General features: G+C 41.1%; 20 protein-coding genes and 4 tRNA genes. 11 read left to right on the top strand and 13 right to left on the bottom strand.

The genetic code is table 11. The features are described 5' to 3' along the window. Positions 1 to 224 precede the first annotated feature (224 nt). The 5 genes from miaB to BS636_RS07705 all read left to right on the top strand — a co-directional run bounded on the left by miaB (position 225) and on the right by BS636_RS07705 (position 4344). Complete coding sequence (gene miaB / locus BS636_RS07725) at positions 225 to 1682, top strand: tRNA (N6-isopentenyl adenosine(37)-C2)-methylthiotransferase MiaB (protein ID WP_099338239.1); 1458 nt, start codon at positions 225 to 227, stop codon at positions 1680 to 1682. Between the two features lie 39 nt (positions 1683 to 1721). Further along, complete coding sequence (locus BS636_RS07720; protein WP_099338238.1) at positions 1722 to 2798, top strand: PhoH family protein; 1077 nt, start codon at positions 1722 to 1724, stop codon at positions 2796 to 2798. Between the two features lie 22 nt (positions 2799 to 2820). Then, positions 2821 to 3303: an rRNA maturation RNase YbeY gene (gene ybeY / locus BS636_RS07715; protein ID WP_099338237.1), complete on the top strand. Its 483-nt coding sequence runs from the start codon at positions 2821 to 2823 to the stop codon at positions 3301 to 3303. Between the two features lie 328 nt (positions 3304 to 3631). Continuing rightward, positions 3632 to 3949 carry a hypothetical protein gene (locus BS636_RS07710; RefSeq protein WP_228206889.1) on the top strand — a complete coding sequence of 106 codons (318 nt, stop codon included), beginning with the start codon at positions 3632 to 3634 and terminating at the stop codon, positions 3947 to 3949. A gap of 95 nt (positions 3950 to 4044) precedes the next feature. Beyond that, entirely contained in the window at positions 4045 to 4344 is a 300-nt protein-coding gene (locus BS636_RS07705; protein WP_099338235.1) for an antibiotic biosynthesis monooxygenase family protein, read from the top strand. Here the strand turns inward: BS636_RS07705 and BS636_RS07700 are convergent. Continuing rightward, the gene (locus BS636_RS07700) at positions 4341 to 5204 is read right to left on the bottom strand and encodes an energy transducer TonB (protein ID WP_213064238.1); all 864 of its coding nucleotides are present in this window, start codon (positions 5202 to 5204) and stop codon (positions 4341 to 4343) included. The two genes, BS636_RS07705 and BS636_RS07700, sit on opposite strands and share 4 nt — an antisense overlap. Positions 5205 to 5471: 267 nt before the next feature. Between BS636_RS07700 and BS636_RS07695 the strand changes: the two genes are divergently transcribed. The 3 genes from BS636_RS07695 to BS636_RS07685 all read left to right on the top strand — a co-directional run bounded on the left by BS636_RS07695 (position 5472) and on the right by BS636_RS07685 (position 7679). Next, positions 5472 to 6161, top strand: coding sequence for a hypothetical protein (locus tag BS636_RS07695; RefSeq protein ID WP_099338234.1), 690 nt, complete (start codon positions 5472 to 5474; stop codon positions 6159 to 6161). Between the two features lie 138 nt (positions 6162 to 6299). After that, positions 6300 to 7013: a DUF3108 domain-containing protein gene (locus BS636_RS07690; protein WP_099338233.1), complete on the top strand. Its 714-nt coding sequence runs from the start codon at positions 6300 to 6302 to the stop codon at positions 7011 to 7013. A gap of 90 nt (positions 7014 to 7103) precedes the next feature. Then, entirely contained in the window at positions 7104 to 7679 is a 576-nt protein-coding gene (locus BS636_RS07685; protein WP_099338232.1) for a xanthine phosphoribosyltransferase, read from the top strand. 206 nt (positions 7680 to 7885) lie between these two features. Here the strand turns inward: BS636_RS07685 and BS636_RS07680 are convergent, their stop codons facing one another. The 3 genes from BS636_RS07680 to BS636_RS07670 all read right to left on the bottom strand — a co-directional run bounded on the left by BS636_RS07680 (position 7886) and on the right by BS636_RS07670 (position 10220). Then, complete coding sequence (locus tag BS636_RS07680; protein WP_099339626.1) at positions 7886 to 8560, bottom strand: hypothetical protein; 675 nt, start codon at positions 8558 to 8560, stop codon at positions 7886 to 7888. An 86-nt stretch (positions 8561 to 8646) separates the two neighbouring features. After that, on the bottom strand, positions 8647 to 9849 hold the full coding sequence (locus tag BS636_RS07675; RefSeq protein ID WP_099338231.1) for a CsgG/HfaB family protein: 1203 nt from the start codon (positions 9847 to 9849) through the stop codon (positions 8647 to 8649). Continuing rightward, the gene (locus BS636_RS07670) at positions 9843 to 10220 is read right to left on the bottom strand and encodes a hypothetical protein (protein ID WP_099338230.1); all 378 of its coding nucleotides are present in this window, start codon (positions 10218 to 10220) and stop codon (positions 9843 to 9845) included. Before BS636_RS07670 ends, BS636_RS07675 begins: the two co-directional genes overlap by 7 nt. 861 nt (positions 10221 to 11081) lie before the next feature. Between BS636_RS07670 and BS636_RS07665 the strand changes: the two genes are divergently transcribed. Next, complete coding sequence (locus BS636_RS07665; RefSeq protein WP_099338229.1) at positions 11082 to 11498, top strand: hypothetical protein; 417 nt, start codon at positions 11082 to 11084, stop codon at positions 11496 to 11498. Positions 11499 to 11524: 26 nt separating this feature from the next. Here BS636_RS07665 and wrbA read toward each other — a convergent pair whose 3' ends face one another. Then, positions 11525 to 12121: an NAD(P)H:quinone oxidoreductase gene (wrbA, locus tag BS636_RS07660; RefSeq protein WP_099338228.1), complete on the bottom strand. Its 597-nt coding sequence runs from the start codon at positions 12119 to 12121 to the stop codon at positions 11525 to 11527. A gap of 111 nt (positions 12122 to 12232) precedes the next feature. Between wrbA and BS636_RS07655 the strand changes: the two genes are divergently transcribed. Continuing rightward, positions 12233 to 13516, top strand: coding sequence for a YihY family inner membrane protein (locus tag BS636_RS07655; protein ID WP_099338227.1), 1284 nt, complete (start codon positions 12233 to 12235; stop codon positions 13514 to 13516). Positions 13517 to 13622: 106 nt separating this feature from the next. Here the strand turns inward: BS636_RS07655 and BS636_RS07650 are convergent, their stop codons facing one another. From BS636_RS07650 to BS636_RS07640, 3 genes are all read right to left on the bottom strand, one after another. Continuing rightward, a complete protein-coding gene (locus BS636_RS07650; RefSeq protein ID WP_099338226.1) occupies positions 13623 to 14543 on the bottom strand; it encodes a DMT family transporter in 921 nt (306 codons plus the stop codon). 295 nt (positions 14544 to 14838) lie between these two features. Further along, positions 14839 to 15480 (bottom strand): fumarylacetoacetate hydrolase family protein, encoded by a 642-nt coding sequence (locus BS636_RS07645; protein ID WP_099338225.1) that lies wholly within the window; start codon positions 15478 to 15480, stop codon positions 14839 to 14841. Between the two features lie 31 nt (positions 15481 to 15511). Further along, the gene (locus BS636_RS07640; protein ID WP_099338224.1) at positions 15512 to 16009 is read right to left on the bottom strand and encodes a YcxB family protein; all 498 of its coding nucleotides are present in this window, start codon (positions 16007 to 16009) and stop codon (positions 15512 to 15514) included. Positions 16010 to 16180: 171 nt separating this feature from the next. Here BS636_RS07640 and BS636_RS07635 point away from each other — a divergent pair, with 171 nt between their 5' ends. Continuing rightward, positions 16181 to 17482, top strand: coding sequence for an SRPBCC family protein (locus tag BS636_RS07635; RefSeq protein ID WP_099338223.1), 1302 nt, complete (start codon positions 16181 to 16183; stop codon positions 17480 to 17482). Between the two features lie 100 nt (positions 17483 to 17582). Here BS636_RS07635 and BS636_RS07630 read toward each other — a convergent pair. From BS636_RS07630 to BS636_RS07610, 5 genes are all read right to left on the bottom strand, one after another. Further along, positions 17583 to 17659 (bottom strand) — tRNA-Arg (locus BS636_RS07630). A gap of 205 nt (positions 17660 to 17864) precedes the next feature. Continuing rightward, positions 17865 to 18467 carry a dihydrofolate reductase family protein gene (locus BS636_RS07625; RefSeq protein WP_099338222.1) on the bottom strand — a complete coding sequence of 201 codons (603 nt, stop codon included), beginning with the start codon at positions 18465 to 18467 and terminating at the stop codon, positions 17865 to 17867. Positions 18468 to 18582: 115 nt separating this feature from the next. Next, a tRNA-Arg gene (locus tag BS636_RS07620) sits at positions 18583 to 18659 on the bottom strand. A gap of 49 nt (positions 18660 to 18708) precedes the next feature. Further along, positions 18709 to 18785, bottom strand: a tRNA-Arg gene (locus tag BS636_RS07615). Positions 18786 to 18801: 16 nt separating this feature from the next. Further along, positions 18802 to 18891: transfer RNA gene (locus tag BS636_RS07610), tRNA-Ser, on the bottom strand. Positions 18892 to 18988 lie beyond the last annotated feature (97 nt).

The following is an 18988-nucleotide window of genomic DNA, read 5'->3' as shown; positions in this document are numbered from 1 at the left end:
TCTTATGTAACCTTATGATTCAGCAATATTAATCTTGAAACATTTTCTGTTCATAAATCAATATTTTCAGGCCACCAAGAAAGGCTATAAGTTTAAGCCACTTTCCTGCTAAAATATGCGACTTCCAAAAAATTCATTCTGTGAATTGAATTCTAATTGACCTGATTAATAAATTAATAAGGTCATCCGTTCACAATCTAAACGCATTATCCCTAGGAGCCTTCATGACGGTTCAAACCTTCATTCCGAATAGTGCCCCAGCTGCCTCAGAAAACACTGTTACCCAGCCAGCGCACACCCCAGCCAGCGATGCTGCAGTCAAGAAACTGTACATTGAAACGCAAGGGTGTCAGATGAATGAGTATGACAGTCATCGTATGGCAGATCTGTTGGGCGACTCACATGGTTATGTGCTGACTACTGATCCTAAAGAAGCAGATATTCTATTGATGAATACTTGCTCAATTCGTGAAAAAGCACAAGAAAAAGTATTCTCTGAATTGGGACGCTGGCGCAAGCTAAAAGAAAAGAATCCAGACCTGATTATTGGTGTCGGTGGCTGTGTTGCTTCTCAGGAAGGTGACAATATCCAGAAGCGTGCCAATTATGTGGATATGATTTTTGGACCACAAACCCTGCACCGTTTACCACAAATGCTGGATCAGCATTTTGAGCAAGTAGAAAAACCAAAGAAAGATAAGATTAAATTAGTTGATATTTCCTTCCCGGATATCGAGAAATTTGACTTCCTGCCTGAACCACGTGTAGAAGGCTACAAAGCCTTTGTCTCAATCATGGAAGGCTGTTCAAAATACTGTTCATTCTGTGTGGTGCCCTATACCCGTGGTGAAGAAGTATCACGTCCGCTGGATGACGTACTGGCAGAAATTGCTGGCTTAGCTGAAAAAGGTGTACGCGAGATTTCCCTATTGGGTCAGAACGTAAATGGTTATCGTGGTGAAACCTTCGATGGCAAGATCTGTACTTTTGCTGATCTGTTACGTTTGGTTGCAGAAATTCCGGGCATTGGTCGCCTACGTTATACCACTTCACATCCACTCGAATTCAACGATGATCTGATCCAATGCTACCGTGACCTGCCACAAATGGTGTCACATCTGCATTTACCGGTTCAAAGTGGTTCTAATGATGTGCTTCAAGCGATGAAGCGTAACCATACCATCGATGTCTATATCGAGAAGATTTCCAAACTGCGTAAAGTTCGACCGGATATGCACCTCTCTTCAGATTTCATTATTGGTTTCCCGGGTGAAACTGATGAGAACTTTGAAGAAACTTATCAATTCATCAAAGATATGGACTTTGACCATTCTTATAGCTTCGTTTATTCAAAACGTCCGGGTACACCTGCAGCAGAACTGGAAGACACCACGCCTGAACAGGTAAAAAAAGAACGCCTGGCCAAAGTTCAAAAATGGATCAAGCAATCCAGTATTGAAAAAACAGATGCCATGCTCGGAACCATCCAACGTGTACTTATTGAAAAAGTTTCTGACAAAGATCCAAATGTCCTGGTAGGCACCGCAGATAACACGCGTTATGTGACATTTATCGGGGATCCAGCGTGGGTTGGACGTTTTGCCGAGATCGAAATCACTGAAATAAAAACACTCAATTTAGTTTACGGTGAACTATTGAATCTTGAGCCTGACGTGGCGTAATGTAGAGATATAAAAACCTATCTCTATAAGGAACTCTCTTTGACAGCAGCGATTCGACGTACCGTAGCTTTTCCTGGAATTTCAATGGACCGTTTACAGAGCATGCTCGGTGCTTATAACGGTCATTTGAAGCAAATTGAACAACGTTTAGACGTCAAAGTTTCCCATCGAGGTGATAGCTTCTTTGTAGATGGTGAAATCGATGCCGTTGAGAGAGCGGAGTTGCTCCTGCAGCGGCTCCATGAAGAATCTGAACATAGTGGCCAGATCAGTGCAGATACACTGCACTTAATGATTCAAGGCAGCCAGACCGACCGTGAATTGCAGGAAGACCTGCATGGTCAGGAACATACTGGTCTGGACAATGTTTGGCTACAGACGCGCAAAGGTCGTATCAATCCACGTGGTGCTAACCAGAAACGTTATGTGCAGCGCATTCTGCAAAGCGATATTTCTTTTGGTATTGGCCCTGCCGGTACAGGTAAAACCTATCTTGCTGTAGCCGCTGCGGTGGATATGCTGGAACGTAATGAGATTCAGCGTATTCTCTTGGTTCGTCCTGCAGTAGAAGCTGGTGAGAAACTTGGCTTCCTGCCGGGTGACCTGTCACAAAAAATCGACCCATACTTACGTCCGCTTTACGATGCCCTGTATGAAATGCTCGGTTTTGAAAAAGTCGCTAAATTGATCGAACGTCAGATCATTGAAGTTGCGCCTCTAGCCTACATGCGGGGTCGTACCTTGAATCACTCTTTTGTGATTCTGGACGAAGCACAGAACACGACTCCTGAACAGATGAAGATGTTCCTAACCCGTCTCGGCTTTGGCTCTCGTGCAGTGATTACCGGTGACGTAACTCAGGTCGATTTGCCACGCGGTCAGCAATCTGGTTTGGCGCATTCGTTGCGTGTACTGGAAAATGTGAAAGAAATTCATATCACCCGTTTCCATTCACGTGATGTAGTACGTCATCAGCTGGTTCAGAAGATTGTTGAAGCTTATGAAGGCTGGGACAGTGAGCAGCAACGTTTAAGTGCCGAAGTACGTGCTGAGCGCAAGGCGCGTCAGGAAGCCTTAATCGCTGAAAATGATGCGGCAGCTGATGCCCAGCATTAATATTTATTTTTAAGGATTTGTTTTGAAACTTAGTCTTAGTCTGCAACAGGATTTTCAGGCACCTGAACTCGTCATTAAGCGTGCCTATATCAAGAAAGTTGTAGAAACTGCTTTACGTCATATCGGTACGCAAAGCGACTGTGAAATTGGCATTGCCTGTGTGGACAATGATGAAAGTCATAAGCTGAATCTGGAATATCGCGGTAAGGACAAACCGACTAATGTTCTGTCTTTCCCAAGTGATCTTCCAGATGAAATGGCAGAAGTTTTGGACGCCTTCCCGATCGGGGATTTGGTGATCTGTATTCCAGTGGTATTGCGTGAAGCAGTTGAACAAGGCAAAGCGCCTTTAACACATTTCACTCATATGCTGGTTCATGGCACCTTGCATCTGATGGGCTATGATCATGAAACTTCAGATGAAGATGCAGAAGAAATGGAAGCATTAGAAATCGAGATTCTGGCGAAACTTGGTTTTGAAAATCCCTATTTGGAAAGAGATTAAGAATCAAAAGACATCAAGCGAGCTTCGGCTCGCTTTTTTTGATTTCATTCATTTTAATAAAACCAATTTAAAATCCGAATAAAGATAACAATGAAATATGCCGTGATTTTCAATAGGCAATCTAAAGAATGAGAACACGGTTATTTTGAAAAAATATCCGCTTACTCATTCAATGTTTTATCTGGATAATAAGTAAGTACATAATACATTTTGACTCAAACTAATGATTGAAAAAGTCTAGGAGAACGCAATGAAAATATTGTTCTCGACTATATTACTAATGCTCTCTCCCTTGGTTTGTACATTTGTTTATTCCCACATGATCCCTATGTGTCCGCAAATAGAATCTCAACAAAACCAAAGTTCATTGGCAGGTCGTTATTATTTAAATGGAGTCATGGAATTAGGTTCAGAATTACTTTTGCAAGCGGATGGCACATTTCAATGGTATTTGGCCTACGGCGCACTGGATCAATATGCTGAAGGGAAATGGTGGAACAATACCAATTGCATTGGTCTTCGGCCTGATTCTCAATTTAAAGATCTTATGATCTTTCCCAACTACTTAAAGATAGAAGACCAAAAACTGAATGTGATCTGGCAGGATGGTTCATCGCACGGTAGCTATCAGCGTGCAAACCCCTAATCCCTTTTAATCAAATTTTAAATAGCTTCTTGCTGGTAATTATTATCCCTTTCACTACATAATCAGCCAAATCAAAAAGTTATATTAGAATAAATATGCGCTATGTCGTAATTTTTAAAGCGAAGATTAAACACTTAGATCAGTCTTATTTTGTCACTGCTCAAAGCCTACGAGAAAAGGCCCTTTCTCAATTTCATTGTCAGCAGTTTGAAGCTTTAACTGAAAATAATCAGGAAGTAGCTCTTTCCTACTGGAACAGTCTTGAGGATATTCAAGCTTGGCATCGCGATGCTGAACATCAGGTAGCACAACAACTGGGCAAGAACAGCTGGTATACGTATTTCAGTGTTGATGTTTGTAAAGTGTTACGCCGTTACGATGCCTCAATCAACTAGCGTACTTCAAATTCTGCTTCAGCCGGATCAAAACGCCAGGTTCGGATAATTCGTAATTCTGAAATATCTTTCATTTTGGCATCAAAGGCACCAAACGGCGCAGCCTTACGCAATGACATTTTCGCTGCCTCATCCAGCACCGTATGTCCAGAAGACTCCAGCAAGCGAATGGCACGAATGCCTCCATTCTGATTCAGAATCACCATAAGGCGGACATCACCCGCCAAGTGCTGTACCCGTGCGGAATCTGGATAAAAACGGTTGCCATAAAATTCGACTTTTTGACGGAATTTTTCTAAATATGCGGCGGATTCATCTTGCTTAGCCTGAATACCATCCACTGTCTTGATTTTCTGCTGACGGCTAAAGTTTTTCTGGCGCTGTGTATATTGAGCTTCCAGACTAGCGACCATGGCAGCCTTGGCTTGAAACTGGCTATTCAGTTCTTCCTGACGTTTCTTGCGCTGGTTTTCTTCTGCCTGTTTTTGCCAACTCATCGTTGTCATCAGGACTTTTTCTTCAAAGCTCAACTCCTGCTTTTGCTGCAGCATGTCTGAGCTGTTCTGATGTGATTCTTCTTTCCCCGCGGTTTGATCCGGCATTGGCAATGGAACATCGCTGGACATACGATGTGCTTCACGGAACTGACCAGAACCCTGCTGATCCGTTTGAGCCAGAAAATCGGCATGTTCGATTTTATCATTGCTAATTCGCAGACTGACCGCGATTTCCTTGGTTGAAGTATCCTGTTCTGACGGCATACCAAACTGCAGCATTAAAATCATGACATGCAATACTGCAGCAATAACTACAGCACTGCTAAAAACAGGATCTTTCCACCATGATTTAACCAACGGCATCAGGGTCATTCTATTCACATATTCAGGCTCAGCCATGAGCCTTTATCCTTAATATCTTGCAAAGAAAATTATTCAATATATAAATATTGATATATCTTTCACTTTCAATCAGTAGTGAGACATATATCAAATCTTCTACGTTGTATAAACAAAACACTAAAAATGGTGCAATTTATTTTGCTAAACTGCAAGCACACGCTCTTGTATTTTTTATACTTTTCGACAAGATACATGCTATCAAAAATATAGTTGCCAGGATGCTTCCATATGCAAACCATCATTTCCAATATTTCCAGACGCATTCGCCAAGTGTATCAGAAGGCGGAAGGGTTTATTGAAGATGAACGTGAGTTTCCCCTCTCTCAAGTATTTTTGAATGCAACTTTTCAGCGTTTTGTTACTGATAATGTCAAAGCCTTAAAAGACCTGCACGCCGACTTGCATGATGACTGGTTACGCTTATACGCCACGCTTGACTACAACGGCATGGTCATTACCCTGTCTGTCGATCTGAAACTGGTACAGATGGAACTCAATAAAGACCGACAGCTGATTGTATTTGAACAGGTTAGTGATACCCAAGTCATTGATGCCAAATACCCGAATGTATTCTATAAACTTGGGGTACGTTGTGCCTTGTTCTTCTATCAGCGAGTTCTAAACAAAGACCCACTTGGTATGATTCTGGAGAAACTAGGTGTAATCAAAGTCGTTGATGATTTATTGCATTTAGATCTCAACCGCTGGCTGGGTAAGAGTCGATCAGTCATCGATACGCTATCCAAAGTTCATGTCAATCATGCTGTACTGCGTGAGGCTGAGTTGGTAGTGATTGGTAATGTGAATCTGACCGCTTTATTCAGAAAGCTATCTCAAGAGAAAGAAGAGAGCTGGGATGATGCAGATGAATTTAGTGAAAATCAGGTAACACCTATCAAGCAAAAAGCAGACTCTTAAATTGTGAAATGACAGTGAAAAAAACTACATGAATGATACACTTCTGCGAATTCTGTCAGTTCAATCTTCACATTTTAATCCCATAATTAAAACTTGGCAGAAGTGACTGACTGCCCTTTCATATAGGAAAATTCACTTATGGCACAACACTTCGTTAAAACTATTGGTATGACTGCAGGACTGGCTACAGCACTGGTATTTACAGGCATGTCCAGTCAAGCGTTTGCCATGAGTCCATTCCAAGCGACTTATCAGTTCAGCTACAATGGCAAGAACATGGGTTCAGCGACACGTACCTTGAGCAAATCAGGTAATAACTGGACTTACGTATTCGCAGCTAAGGCTGCTGCGATTGCTTCTGCGACAGAAACCAGCCATTTTACTTTTAATAATGGCAAGATTGGTTCAACCAGCTTTAGTCGTAGCAGTAAGGTTTTGGTCAATAACAATACTATGAGCATCAAGTTCAATCCGTCTTCTAAAACCATCACCACTAAAAAAGATGATAAGGCTCGTTCATTTGCCTGGAGAGATGGTGCACTGGATGAATTGAATGCTGAGTTACAGATTCGTGAAGATTTAAAAGCATCTGGTTTAAAGAGCAATTACTACATTGCAGATGCCAAAGAACTGGAAGCGCGTAAGTTCGTTAAACAAGGCACGGAAAATATTAAAACCAGTTACGGCACCTTTAGCACCATGAAAGTCGTCATGAAACACGACAAGCCGGGACGTGAAACTATTTTCTGGTTAGCGCCTAAACTTGATTACTTACCCGTCAAAGTAGCGCATGTTGACAAGAAAACTTCATATGGTTTATTACTGACTGGCTATAAAGGTCCAACGAACTGAGTATTTTTAACGATTTTCGCTTGATTTTTTCCGGGTGCTTTTTAAAATACGCTTTTGCTTGAAAAAGCATCTGGTCTTGAGGATTCTCCCGTGCACGCACTAGAACAGAAAATCTTAGCTGAAGGTATCGTTCTATCTGAAGAAGTTTTGAAAGTTGACTCTTTCTTAAATCACCAAATTGATCCTGTCATGATGCAGCAGATTGGTCAAGAATTTGCGCGTCTATTTAAAGATGCTGGTATCACTAAAATCATCACCATTGAAGCATCAGGGATCGCACCTGCTGTAATGGCTGGCCTTGAACTAGGTGTTCCAGTGATCTTTGCACGTAAATACCAGTCATTGACACTGAAAGATGATTTATATCGTTCTAAAGTTTTCTCTTTCACTAAACAGACTGAAAGCACGATTGCAATTTCTAAAAAGCACATCAACGCTGCTGACAAGGTACTGGTGATTGATGACTTCCTTGCGAATGGTCAAGCAGCTCTGGGTCTTGCAGATTTGATTCACCAAGCAGAAGCATCTGTAGTCGGCATTGGTATTGTAATTGAGAAATCATTCCAACCAGGTCGTGATATCTTGCTAGAAAAAGGCTACCGTGTAGAATCATTAGCTCGTGTTAAATCACTAGCAAACGGTACAGTTGAATTTGTTCGCGATTAAGTTCTGAATAGATTTCTTCTAAAAGAGTGCTGAGGCGCTCTTTTTTATTGCCTGATCTATTCCTCGCCAAAATCTAAAAAGAATATTGAATGGGAGTTACCTAACATTCCGATGAATAAACAATAATTTCTACTAATTCTTAGATAAAATAAAGAGGCCTAACTATCTGCCAATAGTTAGACCTTTGATCAAATTGAACAAAGTTTTTATTTCACAGTCACAGTAATACTACCGCTGTTGACAGCACCAATGGCGGTAGTTGTGATGCTGTTATTAATAGCAGTTTGAGTTCCTTCTGCGATCGCATTCACAGATGCATCAATAGTACCAGCGTTGTAAGCTATGTTTGCTGCACTATAATTACTTAAAGTTTCATTAATTTCCTCACTATAATTAGTAGACAGCGTTGTATTCACAACTTCTGATACATCTGCACTATCTGAAACCTCTGATAACTCATCTACATTAGTATAATTATTAACTGCACTTGTCACACTATCATATGAATAATCTGAAGTTTCATCTGATACATCTGATATCACGCTATTAAAGCTGCCTTGCTCTAGTGTAATACTACCTGTATTCGCTGCGCCAATAGCTGTAGTTTCGACACTACCTTCAATTGAACTAATCGCGTCCTGTGCTTCTCTTGATACATCTGCCAGTGCTGTTAAATCGACACTTGCATCCACATTACCTGTATTTACTGCAAGATTTAAAGCAGAACCATTTTCAACCTGCTGAGAGATAGAATCCAGGGTAGCTTGTAAACCTGTATCTACGGTTACTTCAGTCGGCGTTTCATCACCTTGAGCATATACCATACCTGCACTAGACAGGAAAGCGACGGATAAAGCGATTGTTTTGATCGTGTTTTTCATCATTGTTTTTCCTTTTTTAGTTTTGAAATACTTCTCGCTAAGTATTTCTTTCTCATAATGGGAGCGAGCCCATTTTTACTGGTCAATTAATCACGCTGAGAACTTGACCAGTAATTTTCTATAACTTCAGGATTGGCATCCCATAACATGGATACCTTCTCCTCTTCTTTTTCTTTAGAATTCATTTCTTGCCGATCTTTTTCGTCCTTTACTACACTTGAAGACGACGAAGGTTTTTTCTTACTGATATATTTAATTAAATCCTGTTTACTCATTTCAGGATCTGCCTCTGGATTCTGAATCACTTCTGATTCTTTATTTTTAGGTGGCTTCGTATCTTTACTCGGTGTATTGGTTGATTTATTTTTTTCATTGGGTGAAGAAGATTCAGTTACAGTTGGCTCCTGAACAGCAGCGCTGGAAGCTATATTGCTTTTCTCCTGACTTTTTTTGTACTTATGCAAGGCCACAGAGCTTCGAGTCAAATTGAGCTGACCATATTCAGGTGGTATTTGTGCACGGCAACCAGCGAAAACTGGGGGCGGAACCACTTGGCTGAGTAATTCAAAAGTGGCCAGATTCAGCATTTGGCGTAAAGCAAAATTGGTCGCCTCACGTTCGCCTTTCCCGATCTGAACATTTAACAAGGTACGACCAGTAAACCGACCCGCACTGATGCCATAGTCCTGTGCAGCAATCTGCTTCTGTAACGATACATTCGCAACCACTTTACTGGTACGTGTATCGGTAAGAGACAAATCCAAACCGACCATAATTCGGGTTTGACTGTAATTCGGACCAACACCAGCGATCTGCATGTCAAATCCACCGCCTGGAATAAAATCCAGACTATTAATACTGCCAGTCACATAGTAGTCAGAAGCTTGAATTTGTCTTGGATCGCGGATGCCCCACTTGGCTTCACTTTCAATAATTCGTGGATCACGCCGGTTCATTAAGTTAACTCCCGCCTGAAATAAGGCAGACTGCACCATATCTCCCGCGCCTTGGGTCACCATTTTTCCACTACCGCCATTGGTAACGACATCTTTACCTGTCTGGTCTAAGATCGCACCTACAGAAAAGCTGATATCATTGCGCAATTGTCCCTTTAAACAGGATAAAGCCATATCAAAAGGGGTAAAAATATCGGTAATAGGAGGTCCTTGTACCAATTTAACTGGCTTCTTGTTAGCCGGGGCTAAACCTGTACACCCTGTCAAGAAATAGCTCAAAAGTATTGGGAGGCTCACAAAAGAAATTTTTCTTCTGGATGAGAAATTCAGCATACTGACTCTCCCTGTCTAGTACTCAAGTTAGGACATTGCTTGGTATTTTGATTGGTGTTTGAATTTACAGGGGCTTCATTCAGCAACTCACTCGCAATATCTATATTGTTATCTGCACCCTCTATATTAATATTATTAGTTGGAGTATTTACCGTACCGATAGAGGTGGTCGAAGTGCTATAAACAGTAGTTTTTCCTAGTCCAGAATAATAATCCGACTCTCTAAGCTCAATCAGATTTGCTTGAACTAAGTTTTCACTAGAACGGGCAGGTGAAGGTTTCCAGCGCTGAGTCCACTCATCCGAGGTAGCATAAGCGTTGCTCAAAAAAAATAAATACAATAAACCTGCATTGATTACCAATATTTTCATATCCTTAATATCCTCTAATTTAGTATGTTTATTTAATTTCTGCTTAATTAAGATTTAATTTATCTGACAAAAATTAGATCATATAAAAATTTAAAAATTACATTTAATTATTATTCACATATTTTATTATTTTTAATAAAATTTAAATTATTGTTTTTATTTATTTTAGATTATTTGTTTTGAATTTTACTATTATAAAAAATTTTTTATAAAATTTATCGAAATATACATTCAATTTTTAAATATGAATTGAATTAATATTTTCAATGTATTTATAAAACCAAATAATCAACCTAGTTATAGAAATATTTATGATGCTTTTTCACGATCATTTATTAATTATTTTTCACTTTATAAAAACTTATATTTTAATAAAAATTAAAAAATCACTTTATTAAGAAATATAATTACACGATTATACGAAAGACTATTTTTTAAAATATATTTTTTACCCTATAAAATTTCTCAAATTAAAAACCCTAATACAGATACCAAATACACCTATTAAGAGACGCTTAATTAAAATTTATGAACATCATGTTATTTAGTGTAAAAAGTTGACAAGTAAAATTATTCTTATAAAAAGTAAAAAGGGTATGCGGAGGATCTTATTTTTAATACATGCAGATCATGACACATCGAGAAAATAAAGAATCTCTAAGACTAAGTTTTAATTTACAGCTGAAATACAAAGCCTTATTCGCACTTCATCTACAATCAAATTGGCAGGAAATGCCCCTGACATAAAAACATAGAGCAGACATACTTTAGAAACGTCATTCTAACCTGCCTGATGAGGCAAAATGACAAATCATAACTATGCTGCATAGCAGCAAAGAATAATCGTTGATGGAATAACCTATGCAATGTCCAAAATGTGGCTCAACAGATATTGAACAACGTGATCATGAACAAAATCTGAAAAAAATTGGCGGTCTGCTAATGACCTCTGCGGGGGCAACAGCAGGAACAGTAGGTGGTGCGGCTTCAGGTGCCTCTATTGGTGCAGCGATTGGTACCGTGGCAGGCCCATTGGGAGTGATTGTCGGCGGAACTGTCGGAACTTTTGTCGGGGCAATTAGTGTGGGTATTACAGGCGGTGTAGTCGGTAACTTTTTAGGCAAGAAAGCTGGTGTAACCGTGGATCGTAACTTATTTCTAGACTACCGTTGTCTGAAGTGCAAACATCGCTTTAATGTCCAGATAACAGATCCTCAGGCACTTGAATCGAATAAAGATGCCACCCTAGAATCTAATGATCAGGACAATAAGGCCTGAAACCTTATTGTCTTAATTGAAAATGCTCAAGCCCGATTTAACTTTAAGGCTACTTCTGCTAGACGCTTACCTTGTGCTTCACAAAGTAACTTTTCATCCTGACTGAGTGCTTGGTCATGACGTGCACCACTGACATGGCTGGCACCGTATGGTGTACCACCCGTTTTGGTATTTGACAGTGCAGGAACTGCATTACTCAGTCCCATAATGATCATACCGTGGTGGAACAACGGCGGTAGTATACTCAGCAACGTACTTTCCTGACCACCATGCATTGCACCAGATGCTGTAAACACACAGGCTGGCTTGCCGTGTAATGCCCCATTCAGCCAAAGACTGGTAGTCTGATCCCAAAAATATTTCATTTCAGCAGCCATGTTGCCAAAACGTGTCGGTGAACCTACTGCTAGAGCCGAACAGTTTGCCAGTTCATCGAGCGTGCAGTAGATATCCCCTTCTGCTGGAATACTTGGCTCGGCTTCCTTCACCACAGTCGAAATATTAGGCACTGTTCTGATTTTCACTGCCATACCTGCAGATTCCACCCCGTTGGCAATCAGATGTGCCATTTCTTTAACTGAACCATATTTGCTGTAATATAAAACAAGGACATAAGGTTGCATAATATGAATGTTCGATACTTAAAAAAAGAAAACTATACGGTATTTTTCTGTTTTTTTGGGTAAGCTGAACCAGAAAATTCATGATGTATAAAAAATTGAGATAACAAGCGCATGATCGTTGAATACTTAAAGAAATTACCTTTCTATGAAAAACACTGGTTTCAATTTATTTTATTTGTACTCAGGCGCTTTGAGGCTGACCGCTGCCGTGAACAGGCCGGCTCACTGACTTATACTACCCTGTTTGCCGTTGTTCCTATGCTGACGGTGTTTCTGGTCATCATCTCGTCAATAAAGGCTTTAGAACCCGCTCGTCAACAGCTTCAGGAAATGATTTATACCAATTTCCTACCTAAGACCACCATTGCTTTTGACAAAGCACTCAGCGCCTTTACCGATAAATCCAGTAATCTGACGATTATCGGGATCCTGTTCCTGTTTATTACCACAGTAATGATGCTGACCAGTATTGAAACTGTCTTTAACCGGATCTGGCGTGTCACCGAAACCCGTGGCGGGATTATCGGCTTTATGCGCTACTGGACTATTATCTCACTAGGTCCGATTTTACTCGGCAGCGCTTTCGTGATTTCCTCGACCGTAGCTTCTATGAATGTGCTGAGCAATAACTTTGCTGGCTATGAACTGGACGGCGCTTTTATACTCTGGCTAATTTCATTTTCTCTGACTATTCTCGGTTTTTTCATCCTGAACTGGACCATTCCTAACCGCAGTGTACCGATTAAATCTGCACTGGTCGGGGGTGTATTTAGTGCCGTGGTCTTTGAACTTTTAAAGAATCTGTTTGGCGTAATCATGGCCAATTTCACCAGTTATGAAATTGTTTATGGGGCTTTTGCAGCAGTTCCTATTTTCCTGCTCTGGATTTATCTCTCCTGGAATATCGTCCTGCTCGGTGTAGAGATTAGTTATGCGATTACTGCTTTTGAATCCGGTCAGGATCGTAAAAGCCATCCAATCCTAATGTTGCTGGATTTACTGGAATTGTTTTATCGTAAGCAGAAAACTGGAGAAAGTATTAGCGAGTCACAGGCACTTGAAGTCTTAGGGCGTGATGAAATTGGCCGCTTACCAAGCTATATCACCATGTTTGAAAAGCAGAATTTAATTAAACGTACCGACGATAATGAATATGTTCTGGTACGCGATCTGGATCAGGTCAATTTTTGGGATTTCTACCTCAAACTTCCTTATGCTCTGCCACATACGCATCAAATTGAAAATGTTCAAATTGATGACCTATGGATGCAACGACTACAGCCGAAATTACGAGATGCAGATCAGTATCTGGCAGAAAATCTGGGCATTCCACTTTCGGAGCTATTCAAGCAGAAAGAAGCACAAAATGAACCTCCAGCTCAGCCTAAAGCTTAAACACTTCTAATAAAAAATCCTCTCATAAGAGAGGATCTTTTATTAGGGTAAGATCTTATTTTCGCCGTATTACTCACGCCTATTAAATACTCTCTATAAAAATGTCTTAAGCTTTTATATTTTTCGGCTTCAGCCAGCCCTGTAAACTCACCAACACTACACCAAGCATGACCATGATCGTACCGATAATAAAGTTCATCTCTACCTTTTCATTAAGGAGCAGAATTCCAAAAATCATCCCAAATACTGGCGTGAGAAAAGAGAATACACCCAGACGTGAAGCTAAGTATTTTTTCAGCATCCAGAACCAGATCAGATAACTGGCAAAAGAAATGACAACGGTATGAAAGATCAAACTAGAAATAGAGAGTGTTGTCCAATTCACTGTGACTTGCCCTGTCATCCAAGTGAGAGGTAATAAGATGATGCCACCCATCAACAGTTGATAGAATAAAGTCTGCGTGGCTGGCGCTTCAGCTAATCGTGTTAATCGAACACTCACCGTAGTCGCCGCCCAGAATATCCCCGCCATTAAGGCCAATAAATCACCCCGCAGCACACTGACTTGCATCGCATGACCAGTTTGACTACGAAATAAAAAACTTACTACGATCCCACTGAATGCAACCAGAATACCGCCCCACTGAAGCGGAGATAAATGTTCCGAAGGAAGTTTCCAATGTAGTCCTAATGCCACGAAAATGGGTGCGGTATACAGCAATACGATGGTATGTGAGGCAGAGGTATAACGCAGTGCTTCAGAGACCAGGTAGAACTCTAAAGCGAACAATACACCAACCAGTAGACCAGCCGAAAGATAGTTTCTACTCCATAATTGCCGACGTACACCTGCTTGAATCAGTGGATACACCATGAATGCCGATAAGGCTGAACGCAATGCAATCTGCATTAAAGCTGAAATATCTGGCGCTGCCAGCTTAAGTACAACCTGCTGGAGTCCCCACAGCATGCACAAGACAAACATGATTAATGAGGCTTGCGCATTAAGCGCTTTACGCTGCTCCACAATTTAACTCTACAAACATCATCAAAGATGCACACTATAAATCTATCAAAGTAAAAAGCGAGGCCTTAAATTGGATCATTCACTATATTTTTCTATTAACTTAAATTTAAAAATACGAATGAGTGAGCTTATTCTTTGGCTCACAATTTAGGGATTTCACATGGAACCTTTTATTTTTATTAATATTATTTGATGCTCAACTTAATAAAACTTAGCCTGCGTATACTACTACTTAATAAAATTCCCAATAAAATAAGGAGTCTTTAAACTCCTTTTTTTCTAAGCAAGATTCAACTTATTTCACAAAAGTCGTCCAGACATATTCCTGATCTTTGCCTTGTAAGGTCATTTTCAGCTGTTCGCCAGATTGCAATGCCGCAACACCTGCTGGCGTACCCGTCATTACCACATCGCCTTCTTCCAAAGTAAATACTTGGCTAATATCCGCCAGCAATGTGCCCACATCAAAGATCAATAAAGCAGTATCACCTTTCTGACGCAGTTCATCATTCACATGCAAGGTATAGTGCACATCTTTCCAGTCATTCACTACGTCCTCAACAGGCACCCAGTCAGAGAGCAAACAAGCACCATCATAAGCCTTGGCACGTTCCCATGGCTGGCCTTTTTTCTTCAAGTCATCCTGCAAATCACGCAAAGTCAGATCCAGACCTAGAGTCACCGCACCCACCGCCTCTAAAGCTTTTGCAGGATCAGTTTCATTTTTCAGGGTACGGTCAATACGCAGACTCAATTCACATTCATAATGACAGCTGCCCAGATCACGATTCCAGTCAATCCCCGCATCCAGATCGCCTAATGCACTTGGTGGCTTGATAAACAGTACCGGACGGTCTGGAATGGCATTACCCAGTTCTTTGGCATGATCTGCATAACTGCGGCCGACACAAACAATCTTGGATAGACGTGTACTCATGATTGACTATTTTCCCTGATAAATATTGAACTTATTTCTTGAAAGTATGTTCGAAAATGCCTTGTTCAGTGGCATCGGCAAAGGCACGCTTAGGCACAATGACCACGGTACGATTTTTGAGTTCCAGCATATAGGTCAGCTTACCTTTGGCAAAGTTTTGTACTTCACTATAAGGTACAATCTTGCTGCGGCCATTATGAAAGATTTGTGCATGGTCCTGATACAGGTCAATGCCCTGCTCGCTCTTGCCAAACTGGTATTTCACAAACTGACGCTTGAACATCATTGGCAGGAACCAGTAACGCATGATGCCTTGTAACAGTAGAAAGAATGCACCCAGTGCCACGTAATAACGCCCTACACCATCGAAGCCCATAGAAAAGCCCCAGATGATGATCCCGATACTCACCAATGGTGTCAGGAAGCGGCTGATCTGCTTCTTGCCAAAAGTGGCCAAGGCAAATCCGTCCTGAGATTCTTCCAAAGTCAGAAAATAGCGGGTCGATAAAGTCGGTGCTGACTCAGTCATAGCATCACATCAAAATATAGAAATCCTTGAGTGATACTATATCAAATTCACTGCTCTCCCCATTAACAAAATGTATTCGGAAATGAATTACATATCTGTGCTTTCGCTGGCTATAAAAATCGTTTTTAATTCACCAGTATCAGAATAATAAAATGCACAACAGGACGTTGTATGAAATCACTAAAATCGTGTCTGCTTCTCTGCCTCTGCACGACTTATATTCCTATTAGCTGGGCGAAAATCATTCCTTGGACACCCGCACTTCCAAGCAGTATTGATGTTTTTTCCGGTGGTCCGCAGCAGCTAGCCGATTTGACTGGTGACCGGCTATTGATCTATGCACATCCTCGGCAATCCTTACAACTCCCGACCTTTAAGCAATCGACTGCTCAAAGAGTGCAGTTTTATAGCAGTGCCGTGGTGTTGCCGATCCCTGAAGCCCAAGTTAAAAAGCATCTTTTAAACTATCAAGGCTATGCTGGCCTTTTTCCGGCACTCAAGTCTGCCAAGATTTTAGAATCTCGAGGCAGCATTCAGCAAGTACGTTATCAGGTGCATATCCCTACACCCATTCCAGTATTAAATTTCAAGGAAAATGTGGTGATGCAGCATCATGTGACCGAGAATAGTATTGAAACCCTGATTGTAGATGCGCCGATTCCTTATGGTGCAGGACGACTAGAATGGTTTGCACTCGGGTCGAATAAAACCCTGGTTACTGTGACCCAATGGGGAGATTTAGATCAGCCAAAAGGCTTTTTATTTAGCAAAATTCTGAATGCTTTACCTGAAGCTAAATTGGGAATCCCGGCCGGCACCAATGCTTTCTTGCTTGAAGCATTACAGCAACGCTTTAAATCCCAGACCATTACGCCCTTATCTGCAAGCCAGATTCCGCAAGTTCAGTTCAATACCGCACAGATACAGAAAATCAGCCAACTGAGTCAACAGTCTGCCCAGCCTGTCAGTTTTATTCTGCCTGCACATCAGCTTAAATACGGACAGACACCAGAAAACATGCGCTTTAGCACCAGTTTTCATTATTACCCGCAACCCGTACAAAAACTGCAACCTTGGCTCGCAGCAGATGCCAGTCAGCAATTATTTCCACGACAGATCCGCAAGGTGGAACTGAATCCAGTAAATCGTCAGCAGATGGATGCTAACTATAAGGTGTCAGTGGGACTGGGTGTGATTCAAATTCCATTCGATTTTAAACTGCGTTACCAACAGCCTTCACCTTTGCAAAGTCAGTTTGATGCGATTGGCGGAGATCTCAAATTTGTAAAGGCAAGCATGAAACTGCTGCCGCAGAATCATGGCACTTTATTTCAAATGACCAGCAGCATGAAGATTCATGATCAGGCACCATTTTTATTACGTGCCATGCGTAGTATGCCTTATCACGATGTTCTGCCAGCAGTGGGAGCAAATACGGTATATGCACTGAAAGTGCAGCAAAAGTTGAAGTGACTTTAGAAGTAGTTATTGTTTTTTTATATCTATAAACCAAAAACAGCAGACGTAAAAAAACCGCATCAATGTGCGGTTTTTTCAGAATTCTTATCAAGATTGGTGCGCTCAGAGAGATTCGAACTCCCGACCCCTTAGTTCGTAGCCAAGTGCTCTATCCAGCTGAGCTATGAGCGCGACGTCTTGATGGGGTGCATTATATATGTTTTTCAAAACTTGTTAAGTCTTTTTTAATAAAAACCCAACCAAACGTACAGTAAATAAACGATATCAGCAAATTCAGGTTTTATAGGGGAATTTCCCGGCCAATTTAGAGCTAAAACCAATAAATCACCCTCACTCACATGAGATTTCCTGGAGGATTACAACACAAGATGATGGATCACTCACCTACCGTACCAGTTCTTACCTTTCCTGCCCGCTTATAGTAAGAAAAAACGATGCCATTAGATGTGACTAGATGATCTGTCAATTCAAAAGCTGCAGGAATGGAGTCTTCAGCAAACAGACGCTTACCTGTACCAAGAATAACAGGAAACGTCATCAAACTAAGTTCATCCACTAGCCCATGTTTAAAAAGTGCCTGTACCAGACTGGCACTGCCATGAACTTTAATATCACTACCTTCCGAAGCTTTAACCTGCTTTATCTCATCAATCGTTTTCAGAAAAAATGTATTTTGCCAATCCGAGTGATTCAAGCTAGTAGATAAAACGTATTTGTTGACCTGATTAATTCCCGGCCACTCATCAGCATGCTTTGGCCAGTAAGGTTCAAAAATCTGGAAGGTGTTTTTACCTAGAAGAATATCGGTAGACCGCATCCAGGTTTGCATGATTTGATTAAATACGTCATCTGAATCGGTAAAATAAGGTGCAACCCAACCACCATATTGAAAATGATTCGAGCTATCTTCCTCAGGTCCACCCGGTGCCTGCATCACACCATCTAAGGTTAGAAATTCCTGTACGATAATTTTTCTCATTGCATGCCTTCTTTTTATTATGTCGCCTAAGACTTATTTTTAGCATTCAATGTATTTTAATTCTGTATATTTTAGGCACAAAAAAACCGCAACATGTACGGTTAATTGTTCAAGTTGGTGCGCTCAGAGAGATTCGAACTCCCGACCCCTTAGTTCGTAGCCAAGTGCTCTATCCAGCTGAGCTATGAGCGCGTAACTTGTGTGCCTAGGTTGGCAATACGTTTTTTCTGCTTAACTTACTTGGTGCGCTCAGAGAGATTCGAACTCCCGACCCCTTAGTTCGTAGCCAAGTGCTCTATCCAGCTGAGCTATGAGCGCGCGACGTAAGTAAGCGTGGCGGTGAGAGAGGGATTCGAACCCTCGATACAGTTACCCGTATGCGTCCTTAGCAGGGACGTGGTTTCAGCCACTCACCCATCTCACCGTAACGTGCCGCCATAATACAAATTTCGGCATAGCACTGCAAGCGAAGCTTTGAAAAAAAGTGCAGTTTTTTGCTCGATTAAATACTTTTTAAACAA

The organism is Acinetobacter sp. LoGeW2-3 (genome assembly GCF_002688565.1).
Classification (GTDB): Bacteria; Pseudomonadota; Gammaproteobacteria; order Pseudomonadales; family Moraxellaceae; genus Acinetobacter.
The sequence above is the reverse complement of the archived record's forward strand: the minus strand, read 5'-3'. Positions and strand labels throughout refer to the sequence as shown.

Bases quoted from the DNA above. Each gene is read 5' to 3' on its own strand.
- BS636_RS07695 (WP_099338234.1), top strand. From the start codon at position 5,472: ATGCAAACCATCATTTCCAATATTTCCAGACGCATTCGCCAAGTGTAT.
- BS636_RS07690 (WP_099338233.1), top strand. From the start codon at position 6,300: ATGGCACAACACTTCGTTAAAACTATTGGTATGACTGCAGGACTGGCT.
- BS636_RS07635 (WP_099338223.1), top strand. From the start codon at position 16,181: ATGAAATCACTAAAATCGTGTCTGCTTCTCTGCCTCTGCACGACTTAT.
- BS636_RS07680 (WP_099339626.1), bottom strand. From the start codon at position 8,560: ATGAAAAACACGATCAAAACAATCGCTTTATCCGTCGCTTTCCTGTCT.
- BS636_RS07645 (WP_099338225.1), bottom strand. From the start codon at position 15,480: ATGAGTACACGTCTATCCAAGATTGTTTGTGTCGGCCGCAGTTATGCA.
- BS636_RS07710 (WP_228206889.1), top strand. From the start codon at position 3,632: ATGTGTCCGCAAATAGAATCTCAACAAAACCAAAGTTCATTGGCAGGT.
- BS636_RS07700 (WP_213064238.1), bottom strand. From the start codon at position 5,204: ATGCCGTTGGTTAAATCATGGTGGAAAGATCCTGTTTTTAGCAGTGCT.
- BS636_RS07670 (WP_099338230.1), bottom strand. From the start codon at position 10,220: ATGAAAATATTGGTAATCAATGCAGGTTTATTGTATTTATTTTTTTTG.
- wrbA (WP_099338228.1), bottom strand. From the start codon at position 12,121: ATGCAACCTTATGTCCTTGTTTTATATTACAGCAAATATGGTTCAGTT.
- BS636_RS07625 (WP_099338222.1), bottom strand. From the start codon at position 18,467: ATGAGAAAAATTATCGTACAGGAATTTCTAACCTTAGATGGTGTGATG.
- BS636_RS07640 (WP_099338224.1), bottom strand. From the start codon at position 16,009: ATGACTGAGTCAGCACCGACTTTATCGACCCGCTATTTTCTGACTTTG.
- miaB (WP_099338239.1), top strand. From the start codon at position 225: ATGACGGTTCAAACCTTCATTCCGAATAGTGCCCCAGCTGCCTCAGAA.
- BS636_RS07665 (WP_099338229.1), top strand. From the start codon at position 11,082: ATGCAATGTCCAAAATGTGGCTCAACAGATATTGAACAACGTGATCAT.
- BS636_RS07705 (WP_099338235.1), top strand. From the start codon at position 4,045: ATGCGCTATGTCGTAATTTTTAAAGCGAAGATTAAACACTTAGATCAG.
- BS636_RS07655 (WP_099338227.1), top strand. From the start codon at position 12,233: ATGATCGTTGAATACTTAAAGAAATTACCTTTCTATGAAAAACACTGG.
- BS636_RS07675 (WP_099338231.1), bottom strand. From the start codon at position 9,849: ATGCTGAATTTCTCATCCAGAAGAAAAATTTCTTTTGTGAGCCTCCCA.